Source organism: Quadrisphaera sp. RL12-1S, assembly GCF_014270065.1.
GTDB lineage: Bacteria > Actinomycetota > Actinomycetes > Actinomycetales > Quadrisphaeraceae > Quadrisphaera.
In genome coordinates this window covers 389,909-408,561 of the sequence record NZ_JACNME010000002.1, presented here as the reverse complement: position 1 = coordinate 408,561, position 18,653 = coordinate 389,909, and the positions used below count along the sequence as shown (strand labels likewise).

16 protein-coding genes are annotated in these 18,653 nt (G+C 77.2%); 4 read left to right on the top strand and 12 right to left on the bottom strand.

The window, feature by feature from the left end:
- Nucleotides 1-18: 18 nt before the first annotated feature.
- Complete coding sequence (locus H7K62_RS05405) at nt 19-3,513, bottom strand: pyruvate carboxylase (protein WP_186716890.1); 3,495 nt, start codon at nt 3,511-3,513, stop codon at nt 19-21.
- 250 nt (nt 3,514-3,763) lie between these two features.
- Here H7K62_RS05405 and H7K62_RS05400 point away from each other — a divergent pair, with 250 nt between their 5' ends.
- Nucleotides 3,764-4,234, top strand: a complete 471-nt coding sequence (locus H7K62_RS05400) for a PPOX class F420-dependent oxidoreductase (RefSeq protein WP_186716889.1) — start codon at nt 3,764-3,766, stop codon at nt 4,232-4,234.
- Nucleotides 4,235-4,315: 81 nt separating this feature from the next.
- On the opposite strand, the gene H7K62_RS05395 is transcribed toward H7K62_RS05400, so the two are convergent.
- Nucleotides 4,316-4,834: a hypothetical protein gene (locus tag H7K62_RS05395; RefSeq protein WP_186717070.1), complete on the bottom strand. Its 519-nt coding sequence runs from the start codon at nt 4,832-4,834 to the stop codon at nt 4,316-4,318.
- A 314-nt stretch (nt 4,835-5,148) separates the two neighbouring features.
- On the bottom strand, nt 5,149-6,804 hold the full coding sequence (locus tag H7K62_RS05390; RefSeq protein ID WP_222437109.1) for a hypothetical protein: 1,656 nt from the start codon (nt 6,802-6,804) through the stop codon (nt 5,149-5,151).
- A gap of 125 nt (nt 6,805-6,929) precedes the next feature.
- On the opposite strand from H7K62_RS05390, the gene H7K62_RS05385 reads away from it, so the two are divergent.
- The 3 genes from H7K62_RS05385 to H7K62_RS05375 are packed head-to-tail and all read left to right on the top strand — an operon-like array spanning nt 6,930 to nt 12,506.
- Complete coding sequence (locus H7K62_RS05385; protein ID WP_186716888.1) at nt 6,930-8,234, top strand: exonuclease SbcCD subunit D; 1,305 nt, start codon at nt 6,930-6,932, stop codon at nt 8,232-8,234.
- Nucleotides 8,231-11,413, top strand: a complete 3,183-nt coding sequence (locus H7K62_RS05380; RefSeq protein WP_186716887.1) for an AAA family ATPase — start codon at nt 8,231-8,233, stop codon at nt 11,411-11,413. The genes H7K62_RS05385 and H7K62_RS05380 overlap by 4 nt, the downstream gene beginning before the upstream one ends.
- A gap of 28 nt (nt 11,414-11,441) precedes the next feature.
- Entirely contained in the window at nt 11,442-12,506 is a 1,065-nt protein-coding gene (locus tag H7K62_RS05375) for an aminoglycoside phosphotransferase family protein (RefSeq protein WP_186716886.1), read from the top strand.
- Nucleotides 12,507-12,509: 3 nt separating this feature from the next.
- Here the strand turns inward: H7K62_RS05375 and H7K62_RS05370 are convergent, their stop codons facing one another.
- From H7K62_RS05370 to H7K62_RS05330, 9 genes are all read right to left on the bottom strand, one after another.
- On the bottom strand, nt 12,510-13,079 hold the full coding sequence (locus tag H7K62_RS05370; RefSeq protein WP_186716885.1) for a MerR family transcriptional regulator: 570 nt from the start codon (nt 13,077-13,079) through the stop codon (nt 12,510-12,512).
- A 139-nt stretch (nt 13,080-13,218) separates the two neighbouring features.
- Nucleotides 13,219-13,737, bottom strand: a complete 519-nt coding sequence (locus tag H7K62_RS05365) for a bifunctional nuclease family protein (RefSeq protein WP_186716884.1) — start codon at nt 13,735-13,737, stop codon at nt 13,219-13,221.
- 43 nt (nt 13,738-13,780) lie between these two features.
- Nucleotides 13,781-14,683 (bottom strand): transcriptional regulator FtsR, encoded by a 903-nt coding sequence (ftsR, locus tag H7K62_RS05360; RefSeq protein WP_186716883.1) that lies wholly within the window; start codon nt 14,681-14,683, stop codon nt 13,781-13,783.
- Nucleotides 14,680-15,081 carry an FHA domain-containing protein gene (locus H7K62_RS05355; protein WP_186717068.1) on the bottom strand — a complete coding sequence of 134 codons (402 nt, stop codon included), beginning with the start codon at nt 15,079-15,081 and terminating at the stop codon, nt 14,680-14,682. The genes ftsR and H7K62_RS05355 overlap by 4 nt, the downstream gene beginning before the upstream one ends.
- Before the next feature lie 115 nt (nt 15,082-15,196).
- A complete protein-coding gene (gcvH, locus tag H7K62_RS05350; protein ID WP_186716882.1) occupies nt 15,197-15,586 on the bottom strand; it encodes a glycine cleavage system protein GcvH in 390 nt (129 codons plus the stop codon).
- A 72-nt stretch (nt 15,587-15,658) separates the two neighbouring features.
- Nucleotides 15,659-16,723: a DUF881 domain-containing protein gene (locus tag H7K62_RS05345; RefSeq protein WP_186716881.1), complete on the bottom strand. Its 1,065-nt coding sequence runs from the start codon at nt 16,721-16,723 to the stop codon at nt 15,659-15,661.
- On the bottom strand, nt 16,720-17,052 hold the full coding sequence (locus H7K62_RS05340) for a small basic family protein (RefSeq protein WP_186716880.1): 333 nt from the start codon (nt 17,050-17,052) through the stop codon (nt 16,720-16,722). Before H7K62_RS05340 ends, H7K62_RS05345 begins: the two co-directional genes overlap by 4 nt.
- Nucleotides 17,053-17,059: 7 nt before the next feature.
- Nucleotides 17,060-18,019: a DUF881 domain-containing protein gene (locus H7K62_RS05335; RefSeq protein ID WP_186716879.1), complete on the bottom strand. Its 960-nt coding sequence runs from the start codon at nt 18,017-18,019 to the stop codon at nt 17,060-17,062.
- A complete protein-coding gene (locus H7K62_RS05330; RefSeq protein ID WP_370591615.1) occupies nt 18,016-18,642 on the bottom strand; it encodes a CDP-alcohol phosphatidyltransferase family protein in 627 nt (208 codons plus the stop codon). The genes H7K62_RS05335 and H7K62_RS05330 overlap by 4 nt, the downstream gene beginning before the upstream one ends.
- Nucleotides 18,643-18,653 lie beyond the last annotated feature (11 nt).

Sequence of the window (18,653 nt, the reverse complement as noted above, 5' to 3'; positions counted from 1 at the left end):
CCCGTCGTCGTCCTGCTCTCAGCTGGTGGCGACCTCCACGACCAGGTCGCCGCCCTCCACCTGCTGCACCTTCCCGATGGCCAGGCGGCGCACCGTGCCGGCGACGGGGGTGGTGATGGAGGCCTCCATCTTCATGGCCTCGATCGTGGCGACCGTCTGGCCGGCCTCGACGGCCTCGCCCTCGGCGACGACGAGGGTGACCACGCCCGCGAACGGGGAGGCGACGTGACCGGGACGGGCCGGGTCGGCCTTCTCGGCGGAGGCGACGGAGACCTCCAGGGTCCGGTCGCGCACCGCCACCGGGCGCAGCTGGCCGTTGAGCACCGTCATCACGGTGCGCACGGCCTTCTCGTCGGGCTCGCCCACGGCCTCCAGGCCCGCGATGAGCGAGACACCGCGGCCGAGCGCGATGACGGACTCCTCCCCGCGGCGCAGGCCGTAGAGGTAGTCGCGGGTGTCCAGCACCGAGACGTCCCCGTAGGCCTCGCGCACCCGCGCCAGCTCCGCGGACGGGCCGGGGAAGAGCAGCCGGTTCAGCAGGTCCCGGCGGGACGGGCTGGTGCCGCGGCCCTCACCGCCGCCAGCTCCGTCGGTGACCAGGTCGGCGGGCGCGCTGAGCCCGGCCTCGTCCTGGCCGCTCAGCGCCACCTCCTGGGGTGCGGCGGTGCGGCCCGCGAGCGCCTTGGTGCGGAAGGGCTCGGGCCAGCCGCCGGGCGGGGTGCCGAGCTCTCCGGACAGGAAGCCGATGACGGAGTCGGGGACGTCGAAGCGCTGGGGGTCGGCGGCGAAGTCCTTCGGGTCGGCGCCGACGGCGACGAGGTGGAGGGCGAGGTCCCCGACGACCTTGGAGGAGGGGGTGACCTTGACCAGGTGGCCCAGGATGCGGTCGGCGGCGTGGTACATCGCCTCGACCTGCTCGAACTTCTCCCCCACGCCGAGGGCGATGGCCTGCTGGCGCAGGTTGGACAGCTGCCCGCCGGGGATCTCGTGGTCGTAGACGCGGCCGGTGGGGGCGCCGACGCCGGACTCGAAGGGGGCGTAGAGGCGGCGGACGGCCTCCCAGTAGGGCTCCAGGTCCATGACGGCGCGCAGGTCCAGGCCGGTGTCGCGCTCGGTGTGGCGCAGGGCGGCGACCAGGGCCGAGGCGGGGGGCTGGCTGGTGGTGCCGGCCATGGGGGCGGCGGCGACGTCGACGGCGTCGACACCGGCGTCCACGGCGGCCAGCAGGGTGGCCAGCTGCCCGCCGGCGGTGTCGTGGGTGTGGAGGTGGACGGGGAGGTCGAAGCGCAGCCGAAGCGCGGACACCAGCTTCTTGGCGGCCGGGGGGCGCAGCAGGCCGGCCATGTCCTTGACGGCCAGGACGTGGGCGCCGGCCTCGACGACCTGCTCGGCCAGGCGCAGGTAGTAGTCGAGCGTGTACAGGTGTTCGGACGGGTCGGACAGGTCGGAGGTGTAGCACAGGGTGCCCTCGGCGACGGCGGTGCCGGTCTCCAGCACGGCCTCGATGGCGGGGCGGATCTGGGTGATGTCGTTGAGGGCGTCGAAGATGCGGAAGACGTCCACGCCGGTGGCGGTGGCCTCGGCGACGAAGGCGCGGGTGACGGCCTCGGGGTAGGGGGTGTACCCGACGGTGTTGCGCCCGCGCAGCAGCATCTGCAGCGCCAGGTTGGGCATCGCCTCGCGCAGGGCGGCCAGGCGGTCCCAGGGGTCCTCGCCGAGGAAGCGCAGGGCGACGTCGTAGGTGGCCCCTCCCCAGCACTCCACGCTCAGCAGGCCCGGCAGCGCCCGGGCCAGGTGCGGGGCCACGGCCACCAGGTCCCGGGTGCGCACGCGGGTGGCCAGCAGGCTCTGGTGGGCGTCGCGGAAGGTGGTGTCGGTGACGGCCACGGGCACCTGGGCGCGCAGGGCCGCCGCCCAGGCGGCCGGGCCGAGGTCGAGCAGGCGCTGGCGGGAGCCGTCCGGGGCGGGCGCCTCCAGGTCGACGTGCGCGGGCAGCTTCGCGGCCGGGGCGAGGGAGGTGGGTGCCTCCCCGTGGGGGCGGTGCACCGTGACGTCGGCGAGGTAGGTCATGAGCTTGGTGCCGCGGTCGGCGGGGGTGCGGGCCCTGACCAGCTCGGGGCGCTCCTCGATGAAGGAGGTGGCCACGTCCCCGGCGATGAAGGCCGGGTCGTCCAGGACGGCCTGCAGGAAGGGGATGTTGGTGCTGACCCCGCGCACGCGGAACTCCGCGAGCGCGCGGCGCTGGCGGCGCACGGCGGTGGGGAAGTCGCGCCCGCGGCAGGTGACCTTGACGAGCATGGAGTCGAAGTGGGCGCTGATCTCCACGCCGGTGTCGATGGTGCCGCCGTCCAGGCGGACGCCGGCGCCGGCGGCGGAGCGGTAGGCGGTGATGGTGCCGGTGTCGGGGCGGAAGCCGTTGGCGGGGTCCTCGGTGGTGACGCGGCACTGCAGGGCGGCGCCGCGCAGGACGATGCGGTCCTGGGACAGGTCGAGGTCGGCGAAGGTCTCCCCGGAGGCGATGCGCATCTGGGACTGGACGAGGTCGACGTCGGTGACCTCCTCGGTGACGGTGTGCTCGACCTGGATGCGGGGGTTCATCTCGATGAAGACGTGCTGGCCGGCGCGCTCGCCGGCGGTCTCGACGAGGAACTCCACGGTGCCGGCGTTGACGTAGCCGATGGAGCGGGCGAAGGCGAGGGCGTCACGGGTGAGGGCGTCGCGCAGCTCGGTGTCGAGGTTGGGCGCGGGGGCGATCTCGATGACCTTCTGGTGGCGCCGCTGCAGGGAGCAGTCGCGTTCGAACAGGTGGACGAAGCCGTCGTCGGTCGCGCCGGCGCTGCCGGGGGCGTGGGTGCCGGCCGTGCCGTCGGACAGCACCTGCACCTCGATGTGGCGCGGGCGCAGCACCGCCTGCTCCAGGAACACCGTCGGGTCGCCGAAGGCGCCCTCGGCCTCGCGCATGGCGGTGGCGAGGGCCTCCGCGAGCGCGGCGGGGTCGTCGACGCGGCGCATGCCCCGCCCGCCGCCACCGGCGACGGCCTTGACGAAGACGGGGAACCCGATGCCGTCGGCGGCCGCGACCAGCTCGTCGACGTCGGCCGACGGCGCCGAGGAGCGCAGCACGGGGATCCCGGCCGCGCGCGCCCGGGCCAGGGCGCGGACCTTGTTGCCGGCCAGCTCCAGGACGCCGGGCGGGGGCCCCACGAAGGTGATGCCGGCGTCGGCGCAGGCCTGCGCGAGCCGGGGGTTCTCCGAGAGGAAGCCGTAGCCGGGGTAGACCGCGTCGGCGCCGGACTCGCGGGCGACGCGGACGATCTCGTCGACGTCGAGGTAGGCGCGCACGGGGTGGCCGCGCTCACCGATCTGGTAGGCCTCGTCGGCCTTGATGCGGTGCACCGCGCCGCGGTCCTCGTAGGGGTAGACCGCCACGGTGCGGGCCCCCAGCTCGACGGCGGCGCGGAAGGCGCGCACGGCGATCTCCCCGCGGTTGGCGACCAGGACCTTGCGGAACACGGGACCTCCAGGAGGGCGGCGCGGCTCTCGACGGTCCCGGCGGGTGCTGCGGCGGTGCTGCGGCACCCCAGCGGCGGTGGTGCCTCTGTGGTGCCTCAGACCGCCAGCCGGGCCTCACCGCGACCGTAGCGGGGCCCGATCAGCGCGCGCACCCCTGGACCGACGCCCCTGCCGGGCCAACAGCGGCGCCCGCGCCGGGCCAGCACTCGCCTGGCGCGCCCGCGCTCCGCGGCCTGGCTAGGTTCGCCCCATGGCACGCACCATCGCGACCACGAACCGCGTCGACCTCGCCGGGCTCCTCGACTTCGCGCGCACGCGCCACGACGTCGTCCTGACCACCTTCCGCCGCGACGGGACGCTGCAGTCCTCCCCGGTGACGTGCGGCGTCACCGGCGTCGGGGAACAGGCCCGGTTCGTGGTGTCCACCTACCCCGACCGCGCCAAGGCGGTGAACCTCCGCCGCGACCCGCGCGCCTCCCTGGTGGTGCTCTCGCCCGGCTTCGGCAACGAGTGGGTGCAGGTGGACGGGACCGCGCAGGTCGTGGACGGCGAGGAGGCCGTGGAGCCGCTGGTGGAGTACTTCCGCTGCATCTCCGGGGAGCACCCCGACTGGGAGGAGTACCGCCAGGCGATGCGCACACAGGGCAAGTCCCTCATCAGCATCACCCCCACCCGCTGGGGACCGGTGGCCACCGGCGGGTTCCCCGCCCGGCTCGCCTGACCCCCTGCCCCCCCTCACCTCCGCGGGCCTCGCAGCGGGCCCGCGGAGGTCATGGGGTCAGGGGCCGCTCGTGGTGGCGCCTCAGGCCCCCTCGGCAGCGGCGCCGGGCCCAGCGCCGGGTCCGGCGGCGCGCACGCGCTCCACCTCGGTCAGCGCCTGGCGCAGCTGCCCCAGCCACTCCTCGGTGTGCTCTCCCACCAGCGCGACGCACCAGGCCAGGGCCTCGGAGCGGGAGCGGGCCACGCCGGCGTCGACGAGGGTGTCCAGCACCAGCCGCTCGGGCTGGCGCAGCCGGGTCATGGTGGGCACCGAGAGGGTGGTGAACACCTCCCTGGTCGAGCCCAGCCGGGCGCCCCAGGCCACCGCGCGGCCCCAGCGCTCCTCGACCTCGCGGGCGATGCCGATCCGCTCCTCGCGGGTGCTCTCGCGGAACCTCGCGATCCGTCCGCGCTCGGCGGCGGTGCGCTCGGCGTCCTCGACGGGCACCGGGTCGAGAGCGGGCAGCTCCCCGACCACGAGGACCTCGTCACGGTCCGCGGTGAGCTCCACCGGACCGGTGAACCAGTCCGACGGCAGCCGTCCGGCCAGCCAGCCGGCCAGGCCCTCGACCGGCGGCGGGGCGCTCTCGCGCCCTCGCGGGCCACCGCGACCCCGCCCGGCGCGGACCGCGTCGGCGAAAGGACCACCCGGTCCGGAGGGGCCGCCGCGGGCGGCGCGCACGCGCTCGGCCCACACGGCGACGACCTCGGGGGGCAGGTGGTGGACGTGGTGGCAGTTCCTCACGGGGGCCTCCTGGGCGCGCACGACGGCGGGGCGTCGGCGGCTCGCCGACTACGTCGAGACTACGCCTGATTACGCGATTACAAACTTACAGGAGTGAGGTGTTTGTTCGCCTGCTCGCCGCGGGCCGGAGCTCACAGGTCGGGCCAGGTGTGCACGGGCTCCCCGCCGTCCTCCAGCTCCGCGTACCGCGCCACCATCCCCGCGAGCGCCGCGCGCCGGTCGGCGCCGCGCTCCTCCAGCGCCGCCACGGCGCGCGCCTGCCACTGCGCCCCGGTGCGGCCGGCGGCGGCCCGTCGCTCGGCCACCTGCAGGTACCTGTCGACCTCGGCGGAGGACACCCCTGCCGCGGCGAGCCCGTCGGCGGCCAGCGGCAGCACCACCTCCAGCAGCAGCCTGGGCGCCGCGACCAGGCCGAGGCCGGGCCACGGGAGCAGCGCCCGCAGGCCCTCGCGGGCGCCGTCGTGCAGTCCGGCCACCGCGGCGGCGTGCGGCAGCAGCTGGGCCGGGTCGGGCCCGCCGGTGCGCAGCGCGTGCACGGCCCCCAGCCACACGGCAGCGTCCGCCACCGCGTCCAGCACCGTCGGCGCCGCCGGCAGCACGCGGTTCTCGATGCGCAGGTGCGCCAGCGCCGCCCTCGCCCCCGCCCCCGCCCCCGTCTGCGGGGAGACGTCGTAGACGGGCCGGTTCCAGCGCCACACCGTGCCCCCCTGCAGGCACAGCTCCGGCAGCCGCGGGGCCCGGCCGGCGGCCAGCTCCGCCGCCGGGTCCTCGGTCCAGGTCTGCGGCAGCAGCGGCGGGAACAGCCGGGCGTTCTCGGCGAAGAGGTCCCACGCCGCGAGCGCCCCCCGGGCCGGGTCCAGCCAGCCGCTGCCGGGGAAGACCCGCGGCGGGACGCCGGCGGCCGCGAGCTCGGGCGGTCTGGTGTCCACGGACTGGGTGAACACCGGCACCCTCGACTCCTCCCAGCACCGCGCACCGAAGGCGAACGGGCTGTTCGCGCCCAGGGCCAGCTGGGGGCCCATGAGCAGCTGCGCGGCGTTCCAGCTGGCGGCGAACTGCTCGGGGGCCACCTTGAGGTGCACCTGCGTGCTGGTGCAGGCCCCCTCGGCAGCGAGGGTGTCCAGCAGCAGGGACAGCCGCTGCCCGCCGGGGGTCTCCGGTGCCGCCTCGACGTCGAGGGCGAGGTCCTCCCCGCGCGCGTCCAGCACCGCCTCCTGCAGGGCCCGGTAGCGCGCTGACGGCGTCATCCAGTCCCCACCGGTGTGCTCGGGCAGCAGCGTGGGCAGCAGTCCCGTCATCAGCAGACGGCCGCCGGCCTCGCGGGCGCGCGCGCCGGCGGCGTCCAGGCGGCTGCGCAGCCCTCGCTCCAGGGCCGCCAGGCCCCGCCCCTCCAGCGCGCCCGGGGGCAGGTTCACCTCCAGGGTGTGGGCGCTGATCTCCGGACCCCACTCACCGGCCCCGCCGGACGGGACGTCCGAGCCGCCGGAGCCGTCCGAGCCGTCGGAGCCGTCCGAGCCGTCGGAGGAGGCCGCGATGCGCTGCAGCACGGCGTCGTTGGCGCGCAGCGGTGCGCTGGTGGCAGGGTCCACCAGCACCAGCTCCAGCTCGACGCCCACCCGCGGCGGGTCGGCCTCGAACCGCGCCCGCCCGCCGGCGTGCTCGGTGAGCATCCCCTCCAGCGCCTCCACGCACAGCGCCAGCCGCTCGCGGTGCGCGCGCCGCCGCTCGCGCCCCAGCGCGGCCGCGTCGACCTCCTGCCCCACCGCCCCCACCTCCAGTGCGCCCACCTGCCAGCCAGCCCCTGCTCCGAGCGGGTGACCGCCGCCGGCGCCAGCGTCGCGGTGCGCTGCGGGCGCCTGCGGTGCGTGACCCGCCGGACGGGCTGTCGGTGGGGCCGCCTAGCGTCCCAGGGGTGCGGATCCTCCACACCTCCGACTGGCACCTGGGGCGCAGCTTCCACCGGGTCGGCATGCTCGAGCACCAGGCGTCGGCCCTCGACGACCTGGTGGAGGTGGTGCGCGCCGAGCGGGTGGACGCCGTCGTCGTCGCCGGTGACGTGTACGACCGGGCGCTGCCCGCGGTCGACGCGGTGGAGGTCCTCGACGACGCGCTGCACCGCCTCCTCGACGCCGGCGCGCAGGTGCTGCTCACCAGCGGCAACCACGACTCCGCGGCCCGCCTCGGCTTCGGGGGGCGCTCCCTGGAGCGCGCCGGGCTGCACCTGCGCACCCGCGTGGCCGACGCCGCCCGCCCGGTGGAGCTGGCCGACGCGCACGGACCGGTGGCCCTGTACGGCGTGCCCTACCTCGAGCCGGGCCTGGTGGCCGGACCGCTGGGGGTGGCGCGCAGCCACACGGCCGTGCTCGGGGAGGTCTCGTCCCGGGTGCGCGCCGACCTCGCGGCCCGCCGCGCCGGTGACGGTGCCCGCGGTCGCACCCGGGCCCTGCTGGCCGCGCACGCCTTCGTGGTGGGCGGCCAGGCCAGCGGGGACGAGCGCGACATCACCGTCGGAGGGGTCGGCTCGGTGCCCGCCGGGGTGCTGCTGGGCGCCTCCCCGCCGCAGGACGACGACGGCGACGAGGAGGGCGCCGGCTCCCTGGACTACCTGGCCCTGGGCCACCTGCACGGGCGGCAGGTGCTCACCGAGCACGTCCGCTACTCCGGGTCGCCCCTGGCCTACGCGTTCTCCGAGGCCGGACGCGCCAAGGGCCACTGGCTCCTCGAGCTCGGCGCCGACGGCCTGGAGCGGGTGGACGCCGTCGACGTGGCCCCGCCGAGACCGCTCGCACTGCTGCGCGGGCACCTGGCCGACCTGCTCTCAGCGCCCGAGCACGAGGCCGCGCGGCAGGCGTGGTGCCAGGTGGTCCTCACCGACCCCGAGCGCCCGCGCGAGCCGATGGCCGCGCTGCGCACCCGCTTCCCCCACGTGCTCGTGCTGTCCTGGGAGCCCGACCGGACCGCCGCGGACCGCAGGCCGCAGGGCTACGCCGAGCGCGTCGCCGGCCTGGACGAGGAGGCCCTGTGCTGCTCCTTCGTAGACCACGTCCGCGGCCGCGCGGCCGACCCCGCCGAGCGGGCCCTGCTGCGCGCGGCGCTGGAGGCCACCCGCCCGGAGCTGGTCGAGGCCGACCACCGCCCCGAGCTGGACGGGCTGGACGAGGTGGACCTGCGCGAGCACCGCCTCGACGCCGCGGAGACGCGGACGGCCAGCGCGTGAGGCTCCACCGGCTGTCGGTGACCGCCTTCGGCCCCTTCGCCGGCTCCGAACAGGTCGACTTCGACGCCCTGTCCGCCGACGGCCTGTTCCTGCTGCACGGGCGCACCGGTGCGGGCAAGACCAGCGTGCTCGACGCCGTCTGCTTCGCCCTCTACGGCGCGGTCCCCGGCGCCCGCTCCGGCGGGGCCCCGGACCTGCGCTCCCACCACGCCTCCCCGGACGCCGCGCCCGTCGTCGTCCTCGAGCTCACCGCCGGGGGGCGGCGGCTGCGGGTGGAGCGCTCCCCGGCGTGGACCCGTCCCAAGCGCCGCGGGCAGGGCACCACCACCGAGCAGGCGCGCACGCTGCTCGCCGAGTGGGCCCCCGGCGCCGAGGACGCCGGCGAGGACGGCTGGCGGCCGCTGTCCTCCCGCAACGACGAGGCCTCCCAGGTCCTGACCGACCTGCTGGGGATGGCGCTGCCGCAGTTCGCCACCGTGGTGCTGCTCCCGCAGGGCGAGTTCGCGACGTTCCTGCGCTCGGGGGTCACCGAGCGTCGCGCTCTGCTGCAGCGGCTGTTCGCCACCGACAGGTACGAGCGCGCCGAGCGGTGGCTGGCCGGTGAGCGGGCCCGCACCGCGGCCGCCCAGGAAGCCGCTGCGACCCGGCTGACGGCCCTCGCCGAGCGCGCCGAGCACACCGGCGCCGAGTGGGCCCCGCCCCACCCCACCCCGCAGGTCGGTGAGGACGACGACGCCGACGGCGGCACGGGGGACGTCCTCGAGCGCGTCAGGGCCCTGGCGACCGCGGCCCGGGAGGCCGCGCTGGACGCCGAGGGCGCCCGGGTGAGGGCCACCGCCGCCGCCCGCACCGCCCGGGAGCGCGAGCACGCCCTGCGCGAAGCCGCCGACCGCGTCCGGCGCACCGCGCAGGTGCGCGAGCAGCAGCAGCGGCTCCAGCAGGCCGAGCCCGGGGTGCGGGCGCAGCGCACCGAGCTGGGCGCGGCCCTGGCCGGGCAGGCGGTAGAGGGACACCTGCACGCCCTCGACGCCGCCCGCGCGTCGCTGGCCGAGGCCGAGCAGCGCGCCGCCGCGGCCAGCGCCGCCCTCGCACGCGCCGCCGGACCGGCCGCCGGGCAGGCCACCGCCGGCGGCGCCGACCCCGGGGAGCTGCGCGAACGCGCCGCGCACCACCGCCGCGAGCAGGGCCGGCTGGCCGGGCTGGTGGAGCTGGAGGCCGAGGCGACCCGCCGCGAGGAGCAGGCCCGCCGGGTCGCCGCCGAGCACGACGCGCTGGCCCAGGAGCAGGCCCGGCTGCGCGAGCGCCTCGGGCGGGCGGCCGCAGAACGCAGCGCCCTGGCCCAGCGCGCCGACGCCGCCACCTCCGAGGCCGCGGGGGCCGAGGAGGCCGCCGCGGTGCTCGCCCGCGCCGAGGAGGTCCTCGTCCACGCCAGCGCCGCCGAGCGCCTGGCGCTGGACCGCGAGGACGCTCGCGGCGCTGCGACGGCAGCTGACCGAGAGGCGCTGGACGCGCGCAGCCGGTGGCTCGACGCCCGCCAGGCGCGCTGGGAGGGAGTCGCCGCAGAGCTGGCGGCCCGGCTGCAGCCCGGGGCGCCCTGCCCCGTGTGCGGCGCGTGCGAGCACCCCGCGCCCGCGGGCAGCGACTCCACCAGCGACTCCACCGACGACTCCACCGACGACTCAACCAACGAACCGGTGGGTGCGGCCCCGGCCAGCGCGTCAGCCGCAGCGGCCACCGAGGAGGCGGCCCAGGCGGCCTTCGAGCGCGCCGACGCGGCAGCCCGCGCCGCCCAGCAGCAGCTGGCCACCCTCGAGCGCGACACCGCCGCGTCTGCCGCCCGCGCCGAGGGCACCACTCCCGCCCGCGCCCGCGAGCTGGTCGACCAGGCGCGCCGGCGGGCAGTCCGCGCCAGCGCTGCGCGGGCCGAGCTGGACGCCGTGCGCACCGAGCTCGCGGCGCTGCAGGCCGCCGAGTTCGCCGAGGCCACCGCGCTGGAAGAGGTCTCCGCCTCCCTCGTGCGGCTCACCGAGCGCGCCGAGCAGCTGGCGGCGTCCCTGCAGACCGACAGGGCCCGGCTCCAGGCGGCCGGCGGCGGCGAAGGCCTGACCGCGCGCAGCGAGCGCCTCGCGGCGCTCGCGCTGGCCGCGGAGACCCTCGCCTCGGCCGGGGAGGCCGAGGCCGCTGCCCGCTCGAGCGCCCGCAGCGCCGAGGAGGCCGCCCGGGCCGCCGCCGGCACCGCGGGCTTCGCCGACCTCGCAGCGGCCCGCACCGCGCAGCGCACGGCCGCGCAGCGCACGGCGCTGCAGGCCGCGGTCACCGCGCACGAGCGGGCCGCGGCCGCGCTCGACGCGCAGCTGACCGAGCTGACCGAGCTGACCGAGCTGGCCGAGCTGGCCGAGCTGGCCGAGCTGGCCCGCGCCCAGGACGACGGCTCAGGGGAGGTGGCCGACCTCGACGACGCGCTCGCCGCCCTGGCGGCCGCCTCCGCCGCGCGCGTCGAGGCCGAGGCGGCCGCGGAGGGCGCGGTGCGGTCCGCGGAGCGAGCGGCCACGGCGGCCGCGCAGCTCGAGCAGGTGGAGGCCGAGGCCGCGCGAGCGGGCGCCGCGCTGGAGCCCCTGGCCCGCCAGGCCGAGGTCACCGGTGACCTCGCCCGCTGCGCCGAGGGCACCGGCGGCGGGAACGCCCGCCGGATGAAGCTGTCCACGTACGTGCTCGCCGCCCGCCTGGAGCAGGTCGCCGCCGCCGCCAGCGAGCGCCTGGAGGTCATGAGCGACGGCCGCTACCGGCTGGTGCACACCGACGCCCTCGAGCGCCGCGGCGCCGGGTCCGGGCTGGGCCTGCGGGTGCTCGACGCGTGGACCGGCGTCGAGCGCGACGTCGCCACCCTGTCCGGTGGGGAGACCTTCATGGCGTCCCTGGCCCTTACCCTGGGCCTGGCCGACGTGGTGCGCGCCGAGGGCGGCGGCGCACCCGTGGAGACCCTCTTCGTGGACGAGGGGTTCGGCACGCTGGACCCGGAGTCCCTGGAGGAGGTCATGGGCGTGCTGGAGCAGCTGCGCGCCGGGGGCAGGGCGGTCGGCCTGGTCAGCCACGTCCCGGAGCTGCGCACCCGGGTGCCCGCCCGGCTGGAGGTGCTGCGAACGGCCGCCGGGTCACGGCTGTCCACGGTGCTCGCCTGAGGCGCGACCCGCCTGGCACGGTGGGCCCGTGGAACGGGCCTTCTCGCAGCGCGTCCTCGCCGCCGCCGCCGAGGCGGGCCCCGAGCACCTCGCCCGCGCCGCGGCGTGGGTGGACGACCTGCCGGCCGTCGTCGCCCGCTGGCGGCGCCACTGGCGCCTGGGTCCCTTGACCGAGCTGCCGGCGAGCATCCACTGGGTCGGACGGGGCGAGCGCGAGGACGGGCAGGGCTGCGTGCTCAAGCTGGCGGTGCCGGGGGCCCCGCAGCCGCTCGCCGAGGCGCAATGGCTGCGCCGCACCGCGCGGTCCCCGCAGGACGCGGCCGCCGGTGCGCGCGCGGTGCGCCTCCTGGACGCCGACCCCGCCGCTGGCGCCCAGCTCCTCGAGCTCGTCCGGCCCGGGGAGCCGCTGGCCGACAGGCTGCTCGCCGCCGCGGGCACGGCGAGGTTCGCGGCCGCCGACGACGCCGCCTGCGACGTCCTGGGGAGCGCTGCCCTCGCCGTGCGCCGTCCCGCCCCCACCCCCCAGGACGACGACGAGCGCGCCGACCCCGCCGGCCGCGCCGCCCTGGCGTCCGTGGACGGACACCTGCGCGAGCTCTTCGCCGTCGCCGAGCACCGCGACCCGCGGCACCGGCTGCTGCTGCCGGCCGGCCTGGTCGAGCGGGCCGCGGCGCAGGGCCGGCAGCTCCTCGCGTCAGCAGCCGAGCAGGGCCAGCCCGACGCGCTGCTGCACGGCGACCTCCACCACGGCAACGTCCTGAGCGACGGGGACGGCGACGGGGACGGCGACGGGGACGGCGCGGACCGCTGGGTGGTCATCGACCCGCACGGCGTGGTCGGTGAGCCCGCCTACGAGGTCGCCGCCGCGGTGTACAACCCGTTCGACCTGGGAGGGCTGGCAGCCGGGCGGGCGGCGGTGCGGTGCGAGCGGCTGGCGCAGGCGGCGCAGCTGCCCGCCGACAGGGTGCGCGGCTGGGCCCTCGTGCAGGCGGTGCTGTCCGCCGTGTGGTCCCTCAGCGGACACGACGCCGACACGCCGGCGCCCGAGGACGTGCGGCACGTCCTCGCCGTCGCCGAGCGGCTGGCGGGCTGACACTCAGCCGGCGGTGCGGCGGGCGGCGCGGCGCGCCGCGAGCTCGTCGGTGGCCGAGGAGCCGCCGTCGACCTTCTCGCTCGGCAGGGTGGCCAGCGAGGCCTCGACCTCGCGCCAGACCCGCCCGACGGCGATGCCGAACACGCCCTGGCCGCCCTGCACGAGGTCGACGACCTCCTCGGCGGAGGTGCACTCGTAGACGCTGGCGCCGTCGCTCATGAGGGTGATCTGGGCCAGGTCCTCGACCTCGCGCTCGTGCAGGTGCCCGACGGCCGAGCGGATCTGCTGCAGCGAGACGCCGGTGTCGAGCAGGCGCTTGACCACCTTGAGCACGAGGATGTCGCGGAAGCCGTACAGGCGCTGCGTGCCGGACCCGCTGGCCGGGCGCACGCTCGGCTCCACCAGGCCGGTGCGGGCCCAGTAGTCGAGCTGGCGGTAGGTGATGCCGGCCGCCTTGCACGCCGTGGGCCCGCGGTAGCCGGCCTCACGGTCGAGCGCCGGCAGCGCGTCGGTGAAGAGCAGGCTCTGCGCAGCTGCGGTGCGACCGCTCCCGCCGTCTCCCGTGCCCCTCACGCGGTCCTCCTGTCGTGCGCCGGCACCGGGCCGGCGCGGGACCGCGGCTCGAGGCGAGTCACGGACCGCCGGCAGCTCCGGTGCAGGGCGTCCTCATGACGGTAGGGCCGGGCAGGCGCCCCGTCAACGAAGGAGAGGCTCAGCGCTCCGGCGTGTCGCGGCCCGGCGTGTCGTCACCGGGCTCGCTGGGCGGGTCACCCTCGAAGTCCTCGGCACTGACGTGGTCGAGGAACTCGCGGAACTTCTCCACCTCGTCCTCGTCCTGGTCGGGGACCGGGACGCTCGCCGAGGAGAGCACCTCCTCGGCGCCGAGGATGGGCGAGCCGGTGCGCAGCGCCAGCGCGATGGCGTCCGAGGAGCGGGCGCTCACGGTCGTTCCGCCGTCGAGGACGAGCTCGGCGTGGTAGATGCCGTCCACCACCGTGACGATGCGCACCTCCACCAGCGTCCGCCCGACCGCCGCCAGGACGTCCTTGAGGAGGTCGTGGGTGAGGGGGCGCGGGGGGACCACGCCCTGCTGGGCGAACGCGATGGCGCTCGCCTCGGGGGCGCCGATCCAGATCGGGAGCATGCGGTCGCCCTCGCGCTCCCGCAGCAGCACGATGGGGTTGTTCGAGGGCATCTCCACCCTGACCCCCACGACGTCGAGCTCGCGCACCCGACCACCGTAACGCCGAGGCCGCCGCCGTCCACCGGTGGGCTCAGACCGGGCCGACCTCGTCCAGGGCGCATCCCAGGGCCGCGGCGTGCACGGACAGCAGGGACGCGACCAGCTCCAGCGCGACCCGCTCGGCGTCCTCGGCGCGCTCGTCGGCGCGCTCGGGCCGCTCCCCCGGGCGGGCCCGGCGCAGCGGCCCCACCACCTGCTCGACGAGGGTCGCCTCAGCGCCCACCGCGGTGCGCAGGGCCCGCAGGTGCCGCGGCTCGATGCCGTGGTCGGCGAGCACCCCGGCCGCGCGGACCAGGTCCAGCGCGGAGCGCGGGTAGAGCCCGGCGCGCTCGCGCGGCAGCAGCCCGTGGTCCTCCAGGGCCTCCAGCAGGGCGGCGGAGCCGCGGGCCTGCTCGAGCACCTGCGCGCGGTCGACAGGACCGCGCTCGAGGCGGTGCACCCCCGCGGGGGCCGGAGCCGGCGGGGACGCCGGGACGGCGGACCGCGCGGCGGGGTCGGTCACCGCTCCGGCAGGGGGCTCGACCGCGGGCTGGTCAGCAGGCTCGACTGCCGGCTCGACTGCCGGCTCGGCTGCGGGCTCGGCTGCCGTGGCGGGAGCAGCGGAGGCAGCAGTGCCGGCCCCAGGGTCGGCGTCGAGGGCTGCGAGGTGCTCCCGGATGACGCGCAGCGGCATGTACTGGTCCCGCTGCAGCCGCAGCACCGTCCGCAGGCGCTCGACGTCCGCGGTGGTGAACTTGCGGTAGCCGCTCGGGGTGCGCTGCGGGGAGACCAGCCCGCGGTCCTCGAGGAAGCGGACCTTGGAGTGGGTGACGTCGGCGAACTCCGGCGCCAAGCGGGCCAGCAGCTCGCCGATGGTGAGCAGCGGCTCCTGCTCGGCCGGTGCGGGGGGCACCTGCGGCGCGCGGCGGGCGGGGGACGCGGCCCGCTCGCTCACCGCGCGCGGAAGGAGTGGAACGTCAGGCGGTACTTGCCGATCTGCACCTCGTCACCGTTGGTGAGCACGACGTCGTCGACGCGGTCGCGGTTGACGTAGGTGCCGTTGAGGCTGCCGACGTCGCGCACCCGGAAGCGCTGGCCGTCGCGCACGAACTCGGCGTGCTTGCGGGAGACGGTGACGTCGTCGAGGAAGATGTCGCTGCTGGGCTGGCGCCCAGCGGTGGTGCGGTCGTCGTCGAGGAGGAAGCGGGCCCCGGCGTTGGGACCCCGCTGCACGACGAGCAGCGCGCAGCCCTCGGGCAGGGCGTCGACGGCGCGCTGCTGGTCCGACGTCAGCCCCGGGGGCGTGTCGGACGAGGTCTCGACCTCCGGCACCGAGATGGCCGGGAAGGACATCGTCGTGTCCGAACCGCCCCGCCTGCCCGGCTCCTCGCGCTCGCTCACGGGGCCACCCTAGCCGCCGCGCCCGTGGCGCCGGCAGGGCCGCCGCACCCGCGCCCGGGCCGCTGGATCACGAGATGTGGTCCCGGTAGCCCGCGGCGTCCAGGAGGCCCTCGACGGTGGCGGGGTCGTCCAGGCGGACCTCCAGCACCCACCCCTCCCCGTACGGGTCGGAGTTCACCAGCTCCGGGCTGCCGTCCAGGCTGTCGTTGCGGGCGGTGACCTCGCCGGTCACCGGGGCGTACAGGTCGCTGACGCTCTTGGTGGACTCCAGCTCGCCGCAGGAGGCACCGGCCTCCACGCGGTCGCCCACCGCCGGCAGGGAGACGTAGACGATGTCGCCCAGCTCGCCCTGCGCGTAGGCGGTGATGCCGATCCTCACGACCCCGCCGTCCGCGGTGGCCACCCACTCGTGCTCGGCGGTGTAGCGCAGCTCCTCGGGGACCTCGACGTCGGACATGGGGCCTCCAGACGGGGAGCAGGCGGGGCTGCAGGGCGGGCGAGGGGGGGACGACGACGGCGGCCGGGCGGGTCAGCCCGTGCCGCTGGGGGCGACCGGGCGAGCGTACGCAGGCGCGCCCGCGGCCTGCAACGCCGTCACGTCCACCCTGTCGAGCTGCTCCACGGAGATCGACCCGCCGACCCGGCGGACCGTCGGCCCCACCCCGTCGGGGAACTCCATGGCGCTGGCCAGGGTCTGGGAGCCGCCGATGGCGAGCACGGTGAACGGGGCCCTGACCTGCACCTGCGAGCCCGAGGTGCCCACGGAGACCGACCCGTCGGCGCCGTCGGTGAAGGCGGTGCTGGCGATGACGCGGGCGTCGCCGATCTGGATCGCCTCGGCGCCGGCGTCCCGCAGCTCCTGCACCGCGCCCAGCAGCAGCGTGGCCGCGCTCGGGGTCGAGCCGTTGGGCACCTGCACGGTGAGCCGGATCCCCGGGCCGGTGGCGGGCAGGGTGCCCGCGAGGATGCCCAGGGTGTCCACGCGCTGCTGCGCGAGCTCGCGCGCCGCGGCGCGCTGGTCACCGCTGGCCCGCAGCTCCTGCTGGGAGCTCTCGAGGTCGCTGATCTCGCGCTGGAGGCGCTCGGAGCGGTCCGTCGCGTCGTCGAGCAGGCCCAGCAGCTCCGGCTGCGGGAGCGCCGCCAGGTCGGCGCCGGTGCGCTGCTGCACCTGGACGGCTGCCGCGAGGCCGAGGAGCAGGCAGAGCACGCCCACCACCAGCTGACCGCGGGTGGCGCGCGGGGCGAGGGCGTGGCGCAGGCCCCGGCGGGGACGGGGCCTCGCCCCCTCTGCAGCGGCCACGGGAGCGGCGGCGGCTTCCGGGGTCGCAGCGGCTTCCGGGGTCGCAGCGGCTTCCGGGGTCGCAGCGGGCTCGGGGACCGAGGCCGGCGGCTCGCTGCGGCGCTCGTCGTCGTCCTGCGGTCCCTGCGGGGCGTGCTGGTCGTCATCGGCGGGCAGGTCGAGGAGGAGCTGGTCCGCCGAGGGCGGCAGGTCCAGGGCCAGCTGCCCGGGGCCGGGCGCTGCGGGCTCACCCGTCCGGTCCGGCTCGGGCGCCGGGTCCGGGGTGCTGCTGGACGTGCTGCCGGGCGTGCTCATGCCTTGAACAGGTGCCGCCGGATGGAGGCGACGTTGGAGAAGATCCGGATGCCCAGCACCACGATGACGCCGGTGGACAGCTGGCTGCCCACGCCCAGCTGGTCGCCGAGGTAGACGATCAGCGCCGCCACCACCACGTTGGACAGGAACGAGACCACGAAGACGCGGTCGTCGAAGAGCCCGTCGAGGGCGGCGCGGAAGCCGCCGAAGACGGCGTCCAGGGCGGCCACCACGGCGATCGGCAGGTAGGGCTGCAGCCAGGCCGGCACGGTGGGGTCCAGGACGAGGCCCAGCACGATGCCGACGACGAGGCCGAGGGCGGCGATCACGGGGCGATCACGGTGAGGACTCCTGCTGCTCAGGGGCGGCTGAGGGCGCGGTGCTGGCCGGGCGCGAGCCCGTGGCGGTGCTGGAGGGGCTCGAGGTGCTCGAGGGGACGCGAGCACTGTAGAGGCGCTGCGCGTCGAGCGCGGGCAGGTCCAGCCCGTCGGAGGTGCTGACCTGCACGCCGATGCCGTACTGGTCCTGGAGGGCCTGCAGCCAGCGCGCGGCGGGCGTCAGCGCGAACGACGCGGCGAGCGCGTTGGGTGACCCGATCGCCTCCACGCGGTACGGCGGCGACAGCGGCCGGAAGTTCACCAGCACCGCACCGCCGGCGCTGCGGATGGCGGTGGCGGCGGTGAGCCGCTGGCCGTTGACGGCCACCGCCTCCGCGCCCGAGCTCCACAGGCCGTTGGCCACGCGCTGCAGGTCACCGTCCTGCACGCGGGCGTCCGCGGCCGGGTCGACGTCGCGGGGGTCGGTCTGGCCCTGCGCGGCGCCGCGGCCGTCGGTGAGGGTGACCACCAGCCCCGGGCCCCGGACCTCGGTGGTGCCGGAGGCCACCAGCACGCCGTCGTCGGCGGCGGGGGCGCCGGGCTCCCCGCCGAGCACGGCCTCCTGCTCGGACTGGACCTGGGCGCGCAGCTGGGAGGCGCGGACGGCGAGGGCGTCCGCCTCGGTGGTGCGCCGCTGGATGTCGGCGACCAGCTGGGAGCGGTCGGAGGGGTTGGACGGCGCCTGCAGCGCCAGGACGGCGCCGGTGACCACCAGCCCGGTGACGGCGGCCAGCAGCGCGGTGAGAGCGCGGCGGCGGCGCGTCCGGGGTGCGGGGAGCTGCCCACCGGGAGCGGCGGCGGCCTCGGCGCGACGGCGCTCGGCGGCAGCCGCGTAGCCGGGGTCCAGCGGTCGCTCCAGCACCTCGACCAGCAGCGTCATGGACGCGTCGGGTCGGCGCGGACGGGTGGGCGCGCTCACGAGGCGGCTCCGGGGCTGGCCGCCCGCTGCGCGTCGCGGGCGCGCAGCAGCGCGCGGACCTGGGCGGCGTAGCGCAGACCGGCCCACCAGTACAGGCAGGCCCCCCAGAGGGCGAACGCCCAGCCGAGCGGGCGGGCCACCGCGCCGACCGGGCCGCCCACCGAGGACAGCAGGATCAGCGGGAAGGCGTACAGCAGCGCGAAGGTGGCGGCCTTGCCGAGGTCGCTGACGGGCAGCGGGCCGTGGCCCATCCGGGCCAGCGGCGGCCCCAGGGCGAGCAGGAGCAGGTCCCGCCCCACCACGACCGCCACCAGCCACCACGGCACGAGGTCGCGCAGGGCCATGCCCAGCAGCGCCGCGAGGATGAAGAGCCGGTCCGCCGCCGGGTCCAGCACCTGCCCGAGGCGGGTGACCTGCTGCCAGCGGCGGGCCAGGCGGCCGTCCAGCCAGTCGCTGGCCCCGGAGGCGGCGAGCACCGCGAGCGCCCACAGGTCGTGCCCGGTCAGGATGAGCGCGGCGAAGACGGGCACCAGCAGCACCCGCAGCGCCGAGAGGGCGTTGGGCAGCGTGAGCACGGCGACGCCGGGGTGCTCGGCGGTGCCCACCGGCCCGGCGCTCCTCACGCCGTCCAGCA